Origin of the sequence: Variovorax sp. V35 (assembly GCF_041154465.1) — a bacterium.
Taxonomy (GTDB): Bacteria; Pseudomonadota; Gammaproteobacteria; order Burkholderiales; family Burkholderiaceae_C; genus Variovorax; species Variovorax boronicumulans.
Genome location: NZ_AP028666.1, coordinates 5,016,036 through 5,034,263, shown reverse-complemented (window position 1 = coordinate 5,034,263; position 18,228 = coordinate 5,016,036). Strand labels below are relative to the sequence as shown.

The window sequence follows — 18,228 nt, the reverse complement described above, 5'->3', positions numbered from 1 at the left end:
ATCCCCGTTACGACGAGCAAGCCGATTCAGCAGGCCTGGGCGGCTTGGGAGACTGCTGTTGAAGCCGTCCTGCAAGACATCAATCGAATTGCAAAGGGCGGGCAGTCAAACCCTGCAGTGACGTGCGAATTGATGGCCGCAGTTGAAGTCGCTCGCCTGCGATGTGAGGAGGTGGACCCTTGTGACGTACCCCTCATCGGCACCAAGCCCGGCCCCCGAGAGACTCACACAAGATGAGTTTGCCGGTTGCGTACTTTTCTCTTGCGCGGCTTCGCTTCTCTACAGTGAATGCCCCCGCGACAAGACGGCCCGCTGTAGCGGCCGACGAACCCCGTGAAAGGAACGCCTTCTCTCCAGACATTCATTGATTGATCGAGCGATTGATTCGTGCGAGCGAATGAACCGCCTTGCCTCACGGCGGGTGTCAATGCCTCTTTGTGAAGCGGCGACACGAATGTGAGGCACAAAAGGCGACGGCCAGGGTGCGTGAACACCCTGACCGTCTGACCAAGAGACGTGCATCACCTTTGAAAGGGCACACCAAATGGCTGATCGAATTATGGCCGGGCGTTCTACGCCCCAATCTCCCCGCCGCACGCGCGGCGCGACCCCTTCGTCCACCCCCACGGGCGAAGACGCCCGAGACCTCCTCGAAATCAAACTGGCCCAGCTGAACTCCCTGCTGTGGTGCTGCTACGGCGACGGCAACGGATGGTTCGAGGAAGCCGGCGAGAAACACCGGGATCACATGCTGTGGATTGCGGCGGATCTGGCGAGGGAGGCGGAGAGGTTGTTGGGGGAGAGTGGGAGGGGGTAGGGTACTGGTCGGGCCGCCGCATTTTTCCGATTCAGCGGCGGTTCACTCTCTCCAATTCTTGTGTGGTCGTGGTCGAGCGTCAATTTGTACTGTGTGTCCGGTTTTGATGTGGGCCATTGGCACCGGACCTCAATTTAACGCTCGTTGAAGCTGCTTACCGTTGCCAAGGAAGGAATTGCGGCAATTGCCCATTGATCGGTGCGGGACCATTGGTTGCAGCCAGTCGAGGTAGTGTTCTGAACTCAAGGTCTCGGCTCAATGCCGGCCATAGCGATACAAGCTGTTCCGTTGTGCGAGGAGCGGCTACAGAATGTTGGCGCCGACCGGAAACTGAGCCAGTTTTGTACGTAGTGCCGAAGTAAAAGTGAGCCAGGTGTTCAACCTACCCTGCTGTTTATTTAAGCGGCGGGGTTCGAGGAGTGATCACCATGGACATGATTGGCAAGATCCGACGGCTGCACGCGAGGGACAAGCTGTCGGAGCGAGAGATTGCGCGCAGGACGGGGCTGTCTCGCAACACGGTGTCGAAGTGGCTGCGCGCACCAGTGAAGGAGGCGCCGAAGTACCGGCGCGAGCCGCGCCCGAACAAGCTCAGCCCGTTTGAGGAAGCACTCAAGCAGGCATTGACAGCCGATGCCAGGCGGCCCAAGCACGAACGACGCACGGCACGCGCGTTGCACGCCGAGATCAAGGCTGCGGGCTACAACGGCGGCTACTCAGCCATCACTGACTTCGTGCGGACGTGGCGCCAGGGTGAGGGGCAGACAGTCAACGTCACGGCGTTCGTACCGCTGAACTTCGAGCTGGGCGAAGCCTTCCAGTTCGATTGGAGCGAAGAAGGCCTGGTTGTCGGCGGCATCTATTACCGCATGCAGGTGTCGCACCTGAAGCTGTGTGCGAGCCGTGCGTTCTGGCTGGTGGCGTACCCGAGCCAAGGCCACGAGATGCTGTTCGACGCCCATACGAGATCGTTCGCAGCGCTGGGCGGTGTGGCGCGCCGCGGGATCTACGACAACATGCGCACCGCAGTGGACAAGGTTCACAAGGGCAAGGGCCGCACCGTCAATGCCCGCTTCGCCGTGATGTGCGCGCACTACCTGTACGACCCCGACTTCTGCAACGTGGCCTCGGGCTGGGAGAAGGGGCGTGTGGAGAAGAACGTGCAGGACAGCCGTCGGCGCATCTGGATCGAGGCGGCCCGGCGTCGCTTCGGCTCCTTCGTCGAACTCAATGCCTGGCTGGCGGAGCGCTGCCGGGCGCTGTGGAACGAGGTCCGGCATCCCGAGCACAGCCAGTTCAGCGTGGCCGAGATGCTCGAGCACGAGCGTCCCCACCTGATGCCCATGCCTGAGCCCTTCGATGGCTACGTAGAGAAGCCAGCGCGGGTGTCGAGCACCTGCCTGGTGTCGGTGGCACGCAATCGCTACTCGGTGCCATGCGAGCTGGCCGGGCAGATGGTCAGCACGCGGCTGTACCCGGGCAACGTCGTGGTGGTCGCAGAAGACGCGGCGGTGGCGCGCCACGAGCGCCTGAGCGCCTCTGGGGGCACTCGCTACGACTGGCAGCACTACATTCCGCTCATCCAGCGCAAGCCTGGTGCATTGAGGAACGGTGCGCCCTTCGCAGACATGCCCGAAGCGCTGCAGCAACTGCGCCGCGGCTTGCTGCGCCAGGCCGGTGGAGATCGCGTGATGGCCCAGGTGTTGGCCATCGTGCCGACGGCGGGGCTGGACGCGGTGATCGTGGCGGTCGAGTTGGCGCTGGAGAGCGGTCCGCCGTCAGGACGGGTCAGCGTGGAGCACGTCGTCAATGTGCTCGGCCGGCTCACCGCGCCGGCAACACCGCAGAGTGCCGAGACAGCGCTGCAGATCGTCACGCCGCCGCTGGCCAACACGGCACGCTACGACAGCCTGCGTGGACAGGAGGTGGACCATGCGTGATGTGACCGTCGAACTCAAGGCACTGCGCCTGCACGGCATGGCCAGTGCCTGGTGCGATCTGGCGGAGCAAGGAACTGCGTCCGGCCTGGATGCCTCGCGCTGGCTGGTCGAACATCTGCTGCAGGCTGAGACCACGGACCGGTCGATGCGTTCAGTGCAGCACCAGATGAGCTCGGCGCGCTTCCCCGTGCACCGGGATCTGGCGGGCTTCGACTTCGACGCGTCGGTGGTCGACCAGAAGCTGGTTCACCTGCTCGCAATGCTGGAGTTCACCGAGGCCGCGCACAACGTTGTCTTGGTCGGTGGTCCGGGCACAGGCAAGACCCATCTGGCAACGGCTCTGGGCGTGTCGGGCATCACGCGCCACGGCAAGCGCGTGCGGTTCTACTCGACGGTCGATCTGGTCAATGCACTGGAGCAGGAGAAGGCCCAAGGCAAGGCCGGTCGTATCGCGCTGAGCCTGCTGCGAATGGATCTGGTGATCCTGGACGAGCTGGGCTACCTGCCGTTCAGTCAGGCCGGCGGCGCGCTGTTGTTCCACCTGCTGTCCAAGCTGTACGAGCACACCAGCGTGGTGATCACAACCAACCTGGACTTCGCCGAATGGTCGACGGTGTTCGGCGACGCCAAGATGACGACCGCGTTGCTCGACCGCCTCACGCACCACTGTCACATCGTGGAGACGGGCAACGAGAGCCATCGATTCCTGCACAGCAGCGCCACGGCGAAGAAGCGCATCAAGGCCAGGGAGCAGACCCGCAAGACAGGCGCCAAGGCCGATCCAACAGACGCCGCTGATTGACCGCCGCCGCGCGTGGCAAGGCGCTACGGGCTACGCCCTTCGCGCCTTATGAGTTCGATCACAGAAGCGAAAGGAGGTCACAGAACAAGGCAAGACATACACTTATCCACAGCCGACCATTGCTGCGTCGGCTTCCACCCCTGGCTCACGATTCAAGCGGCGCGGTGGCTCAGTTCTACTTCGGCGCGGACAGCCATGCTGCCGCTAGCCCGTTTCCGTCCGTGGCACGCGAAACGTGAATAACCGCTTTTTGAAGGTCCCTAGGGTTGCCGCGAGTCTTCAGGCATCGAGCAAGATAGTACTCAAGCGACTTTGGCCCTTCGTCCTGTAGCAATGTCGAGAGGACACCAATGCGTTCATCGAGTTCAGCACGGTCCTGCGGCACCGGGGAGTTGGCTTTCCATGTCGTTGTGAAGTGATCGCAAAGCCTCAATGCAACATCTCGAAGCTCTTGAGTTCGCTCTGCGTTGAAGAGGTGATACCGAAGCTCTGCGTAGGAATTCGTCAGGTTCTGATGATCTAGAACGATGCTCTTCGCTCGAAAGTGGCGCATGTGGTGGTCAGCGGCCAACGAGTGCGCGGTTTTGAACTCGGCTGTGTTTTCTCGTAGACGTGATAGGGAGATTTCGCGGACAAGCGGGTTGAGTGCATGCCACTGAAGCCGCAAGGAGATCAAGAACCTACTTACTAGGTTGTGCCGTAGGTCACGCCACTCTTTGCGTGCACCAGAAGTCACGGCCTCGAAAGCCGATGACTCGAAGCTTTTTCTATGAACTGCGAGCATCGAGAGGTGCCTTAGCTGCACCGGCTGCAGATGCGAGAGGGTGCGCTCTAACAAACGGCGCTCGAGTGCTTCAAGAAACTCGGGCGACATTGCGCGGTCGTTGACCTCCCACATACTTGGCTCATGCCCGATGACTTCGTCCAGCGATTCGAAAGTCAATGTTGCGACGAGTGTCTCGATCGCGCGGGGGTTCTGCCCGAGTATCCGTACGAGGTCTGCCTTCCTTTCGGTTGGCACTGCGTTGGGATGACCACTCGTGGCCAGGCGATCCGTCAGTAGCTCCACAGCCTCGGGAATCGAAGGGGCGGACAGCGACTTAATAGGAAAGACTTCCGACCACCGGTCACGCTCGATCACCACGTCACTCAGGAGCAATATGCGGCCACGCAGGCTTAGACGATTTCTGAGGTAAGAAAGAACACCTAAGAGTTCTGATGTTGCATTGCCGTTGCTGCCAAGAAGTCGACCGGCTTCGTCGATGACGATCAGCACCTCGTCGCGAAGCGCTCGTTCTAGTGCGTAGGCCGGGTTCGGATTCTCCTGCGCCATTGCAGCCAGCATCGCTTTTTTTCCCTGCAATGCGAGCAGTTCGGCTGCTTCCAGTAGGAGGTCGGCGAACGACGGGGCTGCTTGGTCAGGAACTTCAACGTAGATGCTTGTCCAGCCTTTGGTCAACTCAATGTGTGCTGAAAGCGCAGCCGCCAGATCCGACTTCCCGACACCTGGGAACCCTTCGACGAAACATGCGACCGCCCCTTCAGCGATCCATTCTTGTGAGAGCCAATCGAAAAGCTCTTGTCGGCCTGCGCCGAAGTAGTTCTTGTACATCCCAACAAGGCCGCAGGCCTGCCTCCCGAATCTTGAACAACTGTAATGAGCTGTATCTTAAGGCCGGGGCTCTATCAACGTTCAGTAGAGATGTTCCAGAGGCTAGCGATCGAAAAAATGGCCTTCCGCTTTGGCGCCAAGTCGTTGCCGGTCGCTAGTCGACGGTTTCCGTTCATGCCCGACATCCTCCGCTTGCCGTCCACCCTGTGTTCGAGGAGGCTATAGCTGTGTGGCCATCAACGGCTGGGCTGTTCCGGGGTAAAGCCGACGGAGTGGTGAAGTACCCGTCAGTGGCCGCTTTGTGCGATGCCGCCGTGCGACTGTCCAATCTGAAGTACGTACCCCGCTTCAAGCCGCCATCCAACGATGCTCCAGTGGCAGTACTTCGGGGACGGAGCCACAGGGAAATCAGTGCCTTATCGACGATAAATTTCCGCCTTCACTCTTCACCTCTGCGGCATATCCTTCACCGAATACCCAAGGCTCACAGTCGCATCCTCCGGAATCCCCGGCATCGTCGCATTCCACGCCTGCCACTGCGCCCGCATCGCCTCCAGCCGCTGCGGCTCCTTCTTCCCCAGGTTCGCGCGTTCGCGCTCATCGGCCGGAATGTTGAACAGGTACTCGTTGCCGTCGACCTTCAGGTACTTCCAGTCGCCGTCGCGCATGGCTTCCTGGCCGCGGTGGTTCATGCGCCAGTGCAGGGGGCGGCGGAAGGTGTGGGTGGCGTCTTTCAGCACGGGCATGAGCGACACGCCATCGAGCGGGTACGCCGCGTCGGCCTTCACGCCGGCGGCGTCGAGCATGGTGGCCGACCAGTCCATGGTCATGCACAGCTGGGTGCTCTCGCCGCCCTTGGCGATCACCTTGGGCCAGTGCGCGATCCATGGCACGCGGATGCCGCCTTCGGTCAAATCCATCTTGCCGCCGACGAGCGGCCAGTTGTCCGAGAAGCGCTCGCCGCCGTTGTCGCTGGTGAACACGACGAGGGTGTTGTCGGCCATGCCGTGCTTTTCGAGCGCGGCCATGATCCAGCCGATGCCTTCGTCCATGTGATGGATCATGCGGCGGTACACATGGATGTTGCCGCCCGACAGGTCGAACAGGTTGTCCTTCACGAGCGGCGCCTTGTCGGCGTCGTCGCGGGTTTCCCACGGCCAGTGGGGCGCGGTGTAGTGCAGGCTCAAGAAGAAGGGCGCCTCTTGCGTGGACATGCGCTCGACGTAGTCGACGGCGCGCTTGGAGAGCACGTCGGTCAGGTAGCCCTCGTCGTCCTTGTGCTCTTCTTCGCCGTACCAGAGGTCGTGGCGGCCGGCCGAATCGCAGTGGGTGAAGTAGTCGACACCGCCCGACATGGGGCCGAAGAACTCTTCATACCCCGAGCGCAGCGGGCCGAAGCTGGGCGGGTAGCCCAGGTGCCACTTGCCGATGAGCGCGGTCTTGTAGCCGCTGTCTTTCAGCAGCGACGGCAGGGTGGGGTGCTCGGTGGGCAGGCCCAGCGTGGTGCTGCCGCGGCTTCGGCTGTTGATGGGCTCTTCGGCCGCGCCGCGCAGGCGGTACTGATACCGCGCGGTGATCATCGCGAAGCGCGTGGGCGAGCACACGGGCGAGTTCGAATAGCCCTGCGTGAGCTTCAAACCGTTGGCGGCTAGGCCGTCGAGCACGGGCGACACGCGGCCAAAAGGCGCCTCGCGGCCACCATAGCAGCCGAGGTCGGCATAGCCGAGGTCGTCGGCCACGATGAAGATGATGTTGGGGCGGGTGCTGCGTGTCGTCATAGGTCGCTGAGAGGTTTTTCGATCAGGGCTGGTAGCCGGATTTCTGCACCACGGGCGCCCACTGCGCCTTGTAGGCCTTGAGCATCGCGGCGGTCTGCGCCTGGGTGCTCACCACCGGCGTCATGCCGGCGTCCTTGAACTTGCGTTGGGTGTCGGGGTCTTGCATCACGGCGTGGATGGTGGTGGCCAGGCGCTCGACTTTCTCCTTGGGCATGCTGGCCGGCGCGAAGAAGGTGTTCCAGCCGGTGGCGGCGAGGTCGAGGCCGGCCTCCTTGAAGGTCGGAATGGTGGGCGCGAAGGGCGAGCGCTTTTCGCCCGACAGCGCCAGGATGCGCAGCTTGCCGGCGGTGTGCTGCGGCAGCACGACGTCTTCGGTGTCGACGGCAATGGGCACCTGACCGCCGATCAAGTCGTTCAGCAGCGGGGCGGAGCCGCGGTAGCCAATCACCTGGGTCTGCACCTTGGCCTTCTCGCCCACCATGAGGCCGAAGAAGTGCGGCAGGCTGCCGGTGGCGGGCACGCCCACGTTGGCCTGTTGCGGGTTGGCGCGCATCCATGCGAGCAAATGGTTCAGCTCGCGCACGGGCAGGGTGGGCGACACGGCCAGCGCAAAGTCGTAGGCGTTGACGTGCGACACGGGCACGAAGTCGCGCTCGGCGTCGTAGCCGTTGTCCTTGAAGACGAGCGGCGCCACCACCATCACGGCAGGGTTGGCGAGCATCAGCACGTTCTGGTTGGCGGGCGTGGCCTTGGCCTGCTGCGCGGCCAGGCGGCCGCCCGCGCCGGGCTTGTTGTCGACGATGACGGGCACGCCGAGCTGGGCCGCGAGCTTGTCGCCCACGATGCGCGCCACGCGGTCGGTGGCGCCGCCGGGCGCGTAGCCGACGACGATGCGCAGCGGGCTGTCGAGTGCGGCTTGGGCGCGTGCGAGCGTGGGGGCGGCGATGGCCGCCACGAGACCGGCCATGGCCAGCACGGTGGCGAGGCGGCGGCGGGCCGGGTTGAAGGAAGAAGCGAAAGCGGGGAGGGCGCGCGGGATCATGAAGGGGGTGTCCTTGTGGTCGATCGGTCGGTCAGTCATTGGCCTGGAAGTTCACGGCCTTCATGATGCCGGCCCAGCGGGCAATGTCTTCGCGCATGGTCTTCACGAGCGCCTCGGGGCCGTCGGCCACGGGGTACATGCCGTTCTGCAGCAGCAGCTGGCGCACGTCGCGGCTGTTCACGGCGCGGATGATTTCGGTGCGCAGTTTCTCGGCGGTGGCGGGCGGCGTCTTCAGCGGCGCGTAGTAGGCGAACCAGGCGGTGGCCACCACGTCCTTGTAGCCGCTCTCCACGAAGCTGGGCAGCTGCGGCATGAGCGGCGAGCGCTTGTCGCCGCTGGTGGCCAGCACTTTCACGCGGCCGGTGGGCAGCATCTGCTGCGCGCCGCCGATGGTGTCGAAGTACACGGGCACGGTGCCGCCCATCACGTCCTGGCGCGCGGGCGTGGAGCCGCGGTAGGGCACGTGGACCATCTTCAGGCCGGCCGCGCGGTTGAGCATTTCGCCCAGGAAGTGCGAGGGCGTGCCGGCGCCGTACGAGCCGAAGCTCACCTTGTCGCCCTGCGCCTTGGCCCAGGCGATGAACTCGGCCAGCGTGTTGGCGGGCACGTCCTTGTGCACGGTGAGCGCCAGCTCGAAGCGCGCGGCGTTCACGAGCGGCACGAAGTCCTTGATCGGGTCGTACGACAGGTTGCGGTAGGCGCTGGGGAACATGGTCATCATGCTCGCGGTGCCCAGCAGCAGGGTGTGGCCGTCGGGCGGCGCGGTCTTCACGGCGTCCACGGCAATGCGGCCGGCCGCGCCCGAGCGGTTGTCGATGATGAGCGGGCCCAGCGAATCGCGCACCTGGTGGGCAATGGCGCGGGTCAGCACGTCCTGCGTGCCGCCGGCGGGCACGCCGATGAGCACCTTGATCGGCTGGCCGGGGGTGAAGGCGGCGGGTTGCTGCTGCGCGAACGCAAGCGGTGCGAAGGACGCAAGGGGGGCAAGGGCCAGCCCGCCAAGGGTGGTCAGGGTGCGGCGGCGGGTCGGGTCGGGAAGCTGGGGCATCGTCAATCTCTCCGGGGTCTCGTTCGGCGTTCGGCAGGGTCTGTGCGTGGCCGGGCGGGTGGCCGCGGCTGCGGACGATTCTGGAGACGCTACATTCGATTGATCAAATCAACCATCGCCCGGATTTACCCGGCCTTTCGAGACCCCGCCCCATGACTGCCGAAGACGCCGCCGCCACGCCGCGCCGCCCGCTGGACGACCTGCTGCTGTACCGGCTGTCGCGCCTGCTCGCGGTGGCGGGCAGCATGGTGATCCGGCTGTGCGAGGGCCGCTTCGGCATCACGCGGCGTGAGTGGCGGCTGATCGCGGTGCTGGCCAGCCGGGGCGAGCTGGGCTCGTCGCAACTGGCCGAGCATGCGCAGCTGGACCGGGCGCGCACCTCGAAGGCGGTGGGCTCGCTGGTGGCCAAGCGGCTGGTGTCGCGCACGGCGCTGGCGGGCGACCGGCGGCAGGTGCGGCTGGGCCTCACGGCGACGGGGCAGGCGCTGTACGACGAACTCTTTCCGCTGGTGACGCGCATCAACGCCGAGCTGATGGGCACGCTCGACGCGGACGATGCCGCGCGCTTCGACGACGCGCTGCACCGGCTGCAGGCGCATGCCGAAACCATGGTGGCGCAGGCGGTGCTGCCCAAGGCCGACCGGGGGCGCCACGCGGCGGCTGCTGCTGCGGCAGCAGCAGGCCAGGGCAAGAAGAACAACACGGCGCGCAGCGGCAAGGCCGTCAGTCCACCTTCATCCCGGTCGCCTTGACGATGCGGCCGTAGCGCGCCTGCGCGGTGGCCAGGCGCGTGGTGGCGGCCGTATCGGTTTCGGCCAGCGGCACCATGTCGAGCGAGGCCAGGCGGGCCTTGAGTTCGGGCAGGGCCAGCGCCTTGTGCAGCGCCTGGCGCAGGGTCTGCATCACGGGCTCGGGCGTGGCGGCCGGCACCATGGCGAGGTAGAGCACTTCGAACTCCAGGTCTTTCAGGCCCAGCTCGCCGACGGTGGGCACTTCGGGCAGCAGCGGCGCGCGCTGGCGGCCGGTGACGGCCAGGGCGCGCAGCTTGCCGCCCTGGATCTGCGGCAGCACGCCGGGCGTGGCGACGATGCCGGCCTGCACCTCGTTGCCCAGCATGGCCATCACGGCCGGGGCGTTGCCCTTGTAGGGCACGTGCACGATCTTCGCGCCCGTGGCGCTCGCAAAGATCTCGGCGGCAATGTGGCCCGGGCTGCCGTTGCCGGCAGAGCTGAAGGTGGCGGGCTCGGCCTTGGCCTGCGCGATGAAGTCGGGCAGCGTCCTGGCCTTCACCGAGGCGGCGGTGGTGAAGCTCAGGCCCGACGAGCTGAAGATCATCAGCGGCTTGAGGTCCTTGGCCGCGAAGGGCATCGACGCGTACAGGTGCGGGTTGATGGTGAAGGTGCTGTCGATGCCCAGCAGCACGGTGTAGCCGTCGGCCGGGCTCTTGGCCACGGCGTCGGCGCCGATGTTGCCGCCCGCGCCGGGGCGGTTGTCGACCACGAAGGGCTGCTTCAGGTCTTTCTGCAGCGCGTCGGCCAGCGCGCGCCCGAGGATGTCGATGGGGCCGCCGGCCGGGAAGTTGACGAGGAACTTCACGGGCTTGGCGGGGTAGTTCGCCTGGGCCTGCGCGGCCGGGGCGGCGAGGCCGAGGGCCAGCGCGGCGCAGGCGGCGGCGAGCGTGAGGCGGCGGCGCGCGCCAAAGGAAGAGGAAGGCTTCGAGGAAAAAAACGTGGTCATGGCTGCTGTGTCTGTCTCCGTATCCACGGCACTCTAGAAGGCTGCGCGGCGCGGCACAACTGAAGTCTCTTCCGCCAGCTATTCCCTCTGGTTATATTTGAAAGCGCGTCGCCCCACTGGCTTCGAGGAGAACTGCATGTCAGCCATGAACTTTGAGCGCCTGAAGATGCGCCACCTGCAATGCCTGGTCATGGTGGCGCAGGAGCGCAACCTGGTGCGCGCGGCCGAGGCGCTGTCGCTCACGCAGCCGGCGGTGTCGAAGACGGTGGCCGAGCTCGAAGAGATCGTGGGCCGCCAGTTGCTGCTGCGCCGCCGGCGCGGCGTGGAGCTCACGCCGGCCGCCGAGGTGCTGGTGCGCCACGCGGTGTCGGCGCTGCGCGGCCTGCGCGAAGGCCTGGGCCTGGCGATGGACCAGCCCGAGGCCGACCAGCTGCGCGTGGCGGTCGGTGCCTTGCCGAACATGGCGGCGCACCTGCTGCCCGAAGCGGTCGCGCGGCTGCATGCGGCGCACCCGGCGATGCGCGTGCGCGTGGTGAGCGGCACCAACGCGCAGCTCATGACGCAGCTGCGCCAGGGCGAAATCGACCTCGTGCTGGGCCGGCTGGCGCAGGCCTCGGCCATGGCCGACCTGGCCTTCGAGCAGCTGTACAGCGAGGTGCTGCTGCTGGTGGTGCGCCCCGGCCATCCGCTGGCGTCGCGGCGCAAGCCCACGCTCGACGCGCTGGCCGCCTACCCGCTGGTGCTGCCGGTGTCGGGCACGCTGATCCGGCACACGGCCGACGCCTTCCTCATCGCGCAGGGGCTGGCGCTGCCGGCGCGGCTGGTGGAGGCGACCGACACCAGCTTTGCCGTGGGCCTGCTGCAGCGCTCCGACGCCGTGTGGTTCGCGCCGCAAGGCGCGGTGGAAGGCTTCGTGGCGCGCGGCGAACTCCAGCGCGTGGCCATCGACACGGCAAGCACCGAAGGCCCGGTGGGCGTGACCGTGCGGCGCGGCAGCGAGACGGGCGAGGGCGCGCGCCTGCTGCTGGACACCATCCGCGGCATTGCGGCCACGCGCGCTGCCTGAAGGGTTTCTTCAGGCTTCCTTCAGAATAGATCGAGCGCTCGGTCTAATAATTCGGACATGACCGAATTCTGCGAGAACCACCGTGCGCAAAGTTGACCCCGAACGCCAGCAGGCCAAGCGCCGCCAGATCCTGGAGGCCGCGGGCGACTGCTTTGCGCGGCGCGGCTTTCATGCCACCACCACCGCCGAGATCTGCGCCGCCGCGGGCATGAGCCCGGGCAATCTCTTTCATTACTTTCCCAGCAAGAACGCGATCATCGAGGCCCTGGCCGAGGAGGAGTGGCGCGACACGGCCGCGTACTTCGCCGCGATCGACGATGACCCGCCCGACCCGCTGGAGGTGGTGCTGTCTTTCCTCGACGTGGTGATGGTCTTTGCCTCCGACCGCAGCTACTCGCGGCTGGCGCTGGAGGTGGCCGCCGAGACCCTGCGCAACCCGGTGGTCTGCGCCAGCGTGGCCGCGGGCGACACCGAAATGCGCGACGGCCTCGCGGCCCTGCTGCGCAAGGCCGCGGCGCGCGGGCAGATCGACCCCGAGCTCGACCCCGTGCAATCGGCCAACTGGATCGCCGCGCTCATCGACGGCGTGTTCTCGCGCCTGGCGCTCGACACGGGCTTCGACCCCGCGCGCGAGGCGCCGATGCTGCGGCGCGTGGTGGGCCGCTTTCTCGCGAAGCCGGGGCGGGGCGCATGAACCACACCCCCGTTGCAGTCGAGCGCCAGTCGCTCGTCGATGCGTTGCGCGGCTTTGCGCTGCTGGGCATCCTGGTCGTGAACATCGCGGCCTTTGCCTCGCCGTACTACGGCCAGCCGCTGCCCGACCCGATGATGCGTTCGGGGCTGGACCGCGTGGCGGCCTTTGCCGTCGCCTTCCTGTTCGAGACCAAGTTCTACCTGCTGTTCTCGTTCCTGTTCGGCTACAGCTTCACGTTGCAGATGCAGTCGGCGCAGCGCAGCGGCAAGCCCTTCGTGCCGCGCCTGGCGCGCCGGCTGGTGGCGCTGTGGTGCATCGGCGCACTGCATGCGGTGCTGCTGTTCCATGGCGACATCCTCACGACCTACGCGGTGCTCGGCGCCGTGCTGCTGGCGCTGCGCCACCAGAGCGACGCGGTGCTGGCGCGCTGGGCGCTGCGGCTGGTGCTGGCGACCGCGCTGGTGTGGGGTGCCATCGGCATGCTCGCGATGCTGGGCGGCCCGGCGACCGAAGACGTTCTTCGAACAGCGAGGGCCGACGCGGCCTCTGCACTCGCGGCCTACCGCGGCACGGCGGCGACGGTCATCCGCCAGCACCTGCGCGAGCTGTCGCAGGTGTGGATCGTGCTCGGGCTGGTCCAGGCGCCGATGGCGCTGGCGATGTTCTTCGCGGGCGTCATCGAGGGCCGCCGCAATCTGTTCGCACGGGCCGACCGCTACCGCCCGCTGTTCAAGCGCCTGCTGGTGCCCGGCCTGGTGCTGGGGCTGCCGGGCGCGGCCGTGTATGCGTGGACCGCGTCGATCGTGCCGGGCTCGCGCTGGGACGTGCTCGGCCTGGCGGTCGGCGTCTTCACCTCGCCGCTGCTCACGGCGACGTACGTGGGCGCGATGATGCTGCTGTTCCAGTCGCGCTGGGGCGGCTGGCTGGCGGACGCGCTCGCACCGGCGGGGCGCATGGCGCTGTCGAACTACCTGCTGCAGTCGGCGGTGTGCGCGTGGCTCTTCCTGGCGTATGGGCTGCGGCTCATCGGCGAGTTCGGGCCGTTCATGAGCCTGATGGTGGCCTTCGGCATCTTCGGCGCGCAGATGCTGGTCAGCCGCTGGTGGCTGGCACGCTTTGCGTACGGTCCGGTGGAGTGGGTGCTGCGCGCCTTCACCAACCTCGAATGGCCCGCCTTGCGGCGTATGCAACGGTCACGTTGAACGACGAGAATGCCCTCGTTCCAACGAGGAGGATGCGCCGATGAGTTCCATGGAAGACGTGTGGGCCTACCGCGAAGAGACGCTCTACCCGCGCCTGTTCGGCCCCGAGCGCACCGGCATCTACGTGCTGGACTTCGACGACTTCAAGGCGCTGGGCGCCGAAGACGTCGATCCGCGCTGGCTGCACCTGGGCGTGTTCGAGTTCGCACCCACGCCCGTGCGCAACACCTGGCTGTACGTGACCTCGGGCGGCTCCACGCCCTGGGAAACGGAGCCGGCCGACTACGACCCGGAAGACTATTCGTGGATCGGCTCCGAGCTGGTCATCGAAGTGCGGTCGCAGCCGCAGGACCAATGGGCCATCAAGCTGCTGCGCCGCCTGCTCGCCTACAACGTGCTGCTCGCGCACTCGCACTTCGGCGAAGACAAACAGCCCTTCGACTACGGCGACCGCATTCCCGTCGGCGAAGCGATCCGCGAGAAGGGCACCGTGGTCCTGCGCCATGTGGTGCTGATGGAGCCGAAGCACTACCCTGCGACGGCGCAGCTCGATTCGGGCCGCTTCGACTTTTTGCACCTCGTCGGCATCAACGATTCCGAACGCGACTGGGCCAAGGCCCACAGCTCCGAGGCACTGCTGCGCCTGCTCGAAGTGCATGGCGGTGCGCCCGTGACCGACGCGCGACGCAAGGCGGTCGTTTGAGCCGCGCGAAAGGCGCGGCCACCGTCGGCGGTGCCGAGCGTTCGCACGGGCGAGCGCTCGAGTTGGCCGAGTCGCTGGGCGCCATGGGCCCCATCGAGGTCAAGCGTTTCTTCGGCGGCTTCGGCCTTGTGCAGGCCGGCGTGCAGTTCGCTTTCGTGATGAAGGGCACGCTGTACCTGCGCGTGGACGACGCCACCCGGCCGGAATTCGAACGCCTGGGCGCGGTGCCGTTCTCGTACGCGACCAGCGCCTCGACCGTGAAGGTCGCGAGCTACTACGAGGCGCCGGTCGATGCACTCGAAGACCCGCACGCCTTGCGCGACTGGGCGACGAAGGCGCTGGCGAGCGCGCTGGGTGCGCGCAAGCCCGCGCGCCGCAAGCCGGCAGCCAAAGCCATCTAGTCGATTCCTCAGCGTGACAGCAGCGTCGACAGCTGAAACACCGCAAAGCCCAGCAGCAGCGCGCCCGACAGCTTGTTGATGCCCTGCAGCACGCGCGCGCCGAGCTTGTGCCGCACCATCGACACGATGCTCGACAGCCCCAGCCACCACAGCGCCGAGCCGAGGAACACGCCCATCACCATCGTGAGCGCCGCACCGCCGCCGCTGCCCACGTGGCCGCTGCCGAGCGAGGCGAACACCGCGACGAACGACAGGATCGTCATCGGGTTGGCCAGCGTGAGCACGAACACCGACAGCAGCGCCTTCAGCGGCGTGGCCGCGTCTTCCGCTGCGCGAGCCTGCGTGGCGGCCGGGGCGCGCAGCAGCTGCACGCCCATCCACGCAAGAAACGCCGCACCGCCGAGCGCCAGCGGCACGCGCGCCGCGACCATCGTCGACACCACGGCCGACACGCCGAAGGCACCGATCGCGCCATAGCAGGCATCGGCCAGCGCGGCGCCCAGGCCGCTGAGAAAGCCGATGGTGCGGCCGTGCGCGAGCGTGCGCTGGATGCACAGCAGGCCGATGGGGCCGACCGGTGCGGCGATCGAGAGCCCGATGACGAGGGCCTTGAGAAAGAGAGGGAAGTCCATGCCATCGATTGTTCGACGCGGCTTGCATGGCGAGAATGGCGAAATTCAGGCGCGCAGCATGCCTTGCCTGAAATCGGAAGCGAAATTCTCAATCGGGCCTGAAATCCATGGAAATCGACGCCAAGAACTGGCAGATCCTCGACGTGCTGCAGCAGGACGCGCGCACCTCGCTCACGGCGCTCGCGCGGCAGGTGGCGCTGTCGGTGCCCTCGACCTCAGAGCGCGTGAAGCGCCTCGAAGAGGCCGGCGTCATCGAGGGCTACCGCGCCGTGGTGCCGCCGCGCAAGGCGGGCTACACCGTCACCGCGCTGGTCGGCATCACCACCGCGCAGCCCGACAAGGCCCGGCTGCTGAAGCTGCTCGGCAGCCGGCGCGAAGTGCTCGAGTGCTTTCACGTCACGGGGCAGGACTCGTACGTGCTGAAGGTGGTCGCGCGCGACATCGAACACCTCGAGTCGTTCGTGAGCAGCATCAACCACCTGGGCGAAACGCGCACCTCGATCGTGATGTCGGTGCCGATCGCGGCGCGCGCGGTGGCGGCGCCGGCGGGCACCGTGCCTGACTGAGGCGCGCTTCTCTCGCCCCAAAAAAATGGTCCGCACAAAGGCGGACCGAATGGACCCGCCTGACGGGCTCCTGGAGAAACGGAACATCCGCGGGCGCAGGGCCGCCCGCGGTCATTCACTCACTTGCTTGCTTCATTGCGCGTGACAGTCTTCCCTGATCAGAACGAGTGGCGCAGCCCGACGTCGTAGCCCGTCGAGGTCTTGGGCACGAACACCCCGGTGTTCACGAAGGCGGGGCCGCCGACCGTGAGCGCCGCGCCGTTCTTGTTGCTGATGCGCGCGACGGTGGCGTACAGGGCGGTGCGCTTGGACAGGTTGTGGATGTAGCCGATGGCCAGCTTGTTGGCCTTGGGGTCGGCGACCGACGGCGTGAACGGCAGGTTGACGGCGTTGAGGTCGTACTTGACCTGCGAATACGAGGCGCGGATCAGGCCCGGGCCGACCGGCGCGGTCACGCCGATCAGGTAGCCCGTGAGGTCGACGTCCGGCGCGCCGCCGGCCAAGGGCGTGACGGCGTAATCGCGCGTTTTCTTGATTCGCGACAATTCGCCGAACAGCTTGACCACGCCGAAATCGTAGGAGCTGCCGAGATTGAAGGTCTTGACGTTGTCGGTGGTGCCCGCATAGAAATTGTCGGCCGCCGTGCTGTTGCCATACGACACGGCCACATCGAACGGGCCATTGGCATAACCGACACGCCCGCCCAGGTAGCGCCCCGCACGCGATGCGGCCGAATTTCCCGAATTGAGTGCGCCCGACGAATTGACGCCGGGCGGCGTCGCCGTGCCGGGGTCGTATTTGGTGTTTTCATGCAGCGCATACATGAATTGGCCATAAAAGCCGCCGAGATTTTTCGGCAGGAAATAGCCGATCGAATTGCTGGCGCGGTTGTAATTGAGGTCGCCGCCGAAACCGCCCGAGCCGCCGCCGGCGTTCGTGTTGGCGGCGGTGAAGATCAGGCTGCGGCCCACGCCGACGATGCCGAAGGGGTCGAACACGATGTCGTTCCAGGCCGTCGGCACGTAGTCGCGGCCCAGGCGCAGTTCACCGAAACCGCCCGACAGGCTGACCGTGGAACGGCGCTGGAAGGTGGTGATGCCGGTCTTGCCGTCGTCGGGGCTGATCGGCGCTTCGAGCCAGAAGCTGGCCGCGAGCCCGCCGCCCAGGTCCTCGGTGCCCCGAAAACCCAGCCGGCTCGTGGAGTAGCCGCCCGAGCTCAGCGCGGTCTGGCTCGCGGTGCGCGTGCCCTGGTTCACGTAGAACGGGTTGAACAGCGTGGCGCCGTTCATGTCCTGCGATTTGGACGAGTAATTGCTGATGCCCGTGTCCACCACGCCGAACAGCGTGACGGAAGACTGTGCATTGGCGAACCCGACACCGAACAGTGCGGCGGCCGTGAGGAATTGTCTTTTCATTGTTGCCCTTGAATTGAATATGAAATTCATCGCTCCCACGCACCGCGTTGGAGCTCCGGTTCGGCGTGCGGAAATAATTTCAATTGATTTCTTCTGCCTTCCGCATGGTTCATGCGTCTGGGCAAATCATATCGATCGATTGCGACAGGAAAAGACCGAAACCGCCTTTTTCAATTACGTTTTCCGTGCAGCCGGGTTACGAATTGGAAAGCTCCACTTGCCGCTTGCAGAGAATTGATGAATTGGTCTTCATCCTGTCGTTTTTGTAATTGAACCGTTCGCGCGGCGACGGTCCGAATTTCTAGCGTGTCGGCATGGCGAAGCAAAACCGCCATCGCCGAAGCGGGTGGTCCTCTTCGGCGTTCAACGAAGGAGATGACACATGACGAACAGGAAGATGGCCTTTGCGCTGGCGGCGATGGCCGCCGCAGCGCTCCCGCTGATGGCCGGCGCGCAAACCAGCCAGCAGCACGTCGAGGGGCCGGCGCATTTCGCGGCGACCGAAGCCGGCATCAAGGAGCACCCCGAAAACGCCGGCCCGGGCAAGACCGACGCCCAGGTGGTGGCCGAACTGCGCGCCGCGCAGCAAAGCCCCGAGTGGGCCGGCGTGCTGCGCTGGGGCGCACCGATCCCCGTGAAGGCCACGCAGCCCCGCACGCGCGCGGAGGTGGTGGCCGAGCTGGAGCGCGCGCAGTCGCAACCGGGCTGGGAACGCGCCTCGCGGCTGGGGGCGCCGATGGTGCTGCCTGCGGCGGCGCCTGCGCGGTAGGGGA

17 protein-coding genes are annotated in these 18,228 nt (G+C 66.1%); 10 read left to right on the top strand and 7 right to left on the bottom strand.

The annotated features are described in order from the left end of the window. The first annotated feature begins 1,245 nt into the window (after positions 1-1,245). Entirely contained in the window at positions 1,246-2,757 is a 1,512-nt protein-coding gene (istA, locus tag ACAM42_RS23100; RefSeq protein ID WP_119558755.1) for an IS21 family transposase, read from the top strand. Then, positions 2,750-3,559, top strand: a complete 810-nt coding sequence (gene istB, locus ACAM42_RS23095) for an IS21-like element helper ATPase IstB (RefSeq protein WP_119558754.1) — start codon at positions 2,750-2,752, stop codon at positions 3,557-3,559. Before istA ends, istB begins: the two co-directional genes overlap by 8 nt. 175 nt (positions 3,560-3,734) lie before the next feature. On the opposite strand, the gene ACAM42_RS23090 is transcribed toward istB, so the two are convergent. From ACAM42_RS23090 to ACAM42_RS23075, 4 genes are all read right to left on the bottom strand, one after another. After that, a complete protein-coding gene (locus ACAM42_RS23090; RefSeq protein WP_369629535.1) occupies positions 3,735-5,171 on the bottom strand; it encodes a hypothetical protein in 1,437 nt (478 codons plus the stop codon). 446 nt (positions 5,172-5,617) lie between these two features. Beyond that, a complete protein-coding gene (locus ACAM42_RS23085) occupies positions 5,618-6,949 on the bottom strand; it encodes a sulfatase (protein ID WP_369629534.1) in 1,332 nt (443 codons plus the stop codon). Positions 6,950-6,971: 22 nt separating this feature from the next. Then, positions 6,972-7,916, bottom strand: a complete 945-nt coding sequence (locus ACAM42_RS23080; RefSeq protein ID WP_369632799.1) for a Bug family tripartite tricarboxylate transporter substrate binding protein — start codon at positions 7,914-7,916, stop codon at positions 6,972-6,974. A 106-nt stretch (positions 7,917-8,022) separates the two neighbouring features. Continuing rightward, positions 8,023-9,039, bottom strand: coding sequence for a Bug family tripartite tricarboxylate transporter substrate binding protein (locus ACAM42_RS23075; RefSeq protein WP_369629533.1), 1,017 nt, complete (start codon positions 9,037-9,039; stop codon positions 8,023-8,025). Positions 9,040-9,191: 152 nt separating this feature from the next. Here ACAM42_RS23075 and ACAM42_RS23070 point away from each other — a divergent pair, with 152 nt between their 5' ends. Continuing rightward, on the top strand, positions 9,192-9,791 hold the full coding sequence (locus ACAM42_RS23070; protein WP_369629532.1) for a MarR family winged helix-turn-helix transcriptional regulator: 600 nt from the start codon (positions 9,192-9,194) through the stop codon (positions 9,789-9,791). Here the strand turns inward: ACAM42_RS23070 and ACAM42_RS23065 are convergent. Beyond that, positions 9,763-10,776, bottom strand: coding sequence for a tripartite tricarboxylate transporter substrate binding protein (locus ACAM42_RS23065; protein WP_369629531.1), 1,014 nt, complete (start codon positions 10,774-10,776; stop codon positions 9,763-9,765). The genes ACAM42_RS23070 and ACAM42_RS23065 overlap by 29 nt on opposite strands. A 136-nt stretch (positions 10,777-10,912) precedes the next feature. On the opposite strand from ACAM42_RS23065, the gene pcaQ reads away from it, so the two are divergent. The 5 genes from pcaQ to ACAM42_RS23040 all read left to right on the top strand — a co-directional run bounded on the left by pcaQ (position 10,913) and on the right by ACAM42_RS23040 (position 14,842). After that, the gene (gene pcaQ, locus ACAM42_RS23060; protein WP_159276039.1) at positions 10,913-11,842 is read left to right on the top strand and encodes a pca operon transcription factor PcaQ; all 930 of its coding nucleotides are present in this window, start codon (positions 10,913-10,915) and stop codon (positions 11,840-11,842) included. 82 nt (positions 11,843-11,924) lie between these two features. Then, positions 11,925-12,536 carry a TetR/AcrR family transcriptional regulator gene (locus ACAM42_RS23055; protein ID WP_369629530.1) on the top strand — a complete coding sequence of 204 codons (612 nt, stop codon included), beginning with the start codon at positions 11,925-11,927 and terminating at the stop codon, positions 12,534-12,536. Beyond that, positions 12,533-13,738, top strand: a complete 1,206-nt coding sequence (locus tag ACAM42_RS23050; protein WP_369629529.1) for a DUF418 domain-containing protein — start codon at positions 12,533-12,535, stop codon at positions 13,736-13,738. The genes ACAM42_RS23055 and ACAM42_RS23050 overlap by 4 nt, the downstream gene beginning before the upstream one ends. 40 nt (positions 13,739-13,778) lie before the next feature. Continuing rightward, complete coding sequence (locus ACAM42_RS23045) at positions 13,779-14,441, top strand: suppressor of fused domain protein (protein ID WP_369629528.1); 663 nt, start codon at positions 13,779-13,781, stop codon at positions 14,439-14,441. 83 nt (positions 14,442-14,524) lie between these two features. After that, complete coding sequence (locus ACAM42_RS23040; RefSeq protein ID WP_369632798.1) at positions 14,525-14,842, top strand: TfoX/Sxy family protein; 318 nt, start codon at positions 14,525-14,527, stop codon at positions 14,840-14,842. Positions 14,843-14,850: 8 nt separating this feature from the next. Here ACAM42_RS23040 and ACAM42_RS23035 read toward each other — a convergent pair whose 3' ends face one another. Beyond that, positions 14,851-15,474: a LysE/ArgO family amino acid transporter gene (locus tag ACAM42_RS23035; protein ID WP_369629527.1), complete on the bottom strand. Its 624-nt coding sequence runs from the start codon at positions 15,472-15,474 to the stop codon at positions 14,851-14,853. Positions 15,475-15,581: 107 nt separating this feature from the next. Between ACAM42_RS23035 and ACAM42_RS23030 the strand changes: the two genes are divergently transcribed. Further along, the gene (locus ACAM42_RS23030) at positions 15,582-16,040 is read left to right on the top strand and encodes an Lrp/AsnC family transcriptional regulator (protein WP_095746119.1); all 459 of its coding nucleotides are present in this window, start codon (positions 15,582-15,584) and stop codon (positions 16,038-16,040) included. Between the two features lie 158 nt (positions 16,041-16,198). On the opposite strand, the gene ACAM42_RS23025 is transcribed toward ACAM42_RS23030, so the two are convergent. After that, positions 16,199-17,455, bottom strand: coding sequence for a porin (locus tag ACAM42_RS23025; protein WP_369629526.1), 1,257 nt, complete (start codon positions 17,453-17,455; stop codon positions 16,199-16,201). Between the two features lie 382 nt (positions 17,456-17,837). On the opposite strand from ACAM42_RS23025, the gene ACAM42_RS23020 reads away from it, so the two are divergent. Continuing rightward, entirely contained in the window at positions 17,838-18,224 is a 387-nt protein-coding gene (locus ACAM42_RS23020; RefSeq protein WP_062479149.1) for a hypothetical protein, read from the top strand. Positions 18,225-18,228 lie beyond the last annotated feature (4 nt).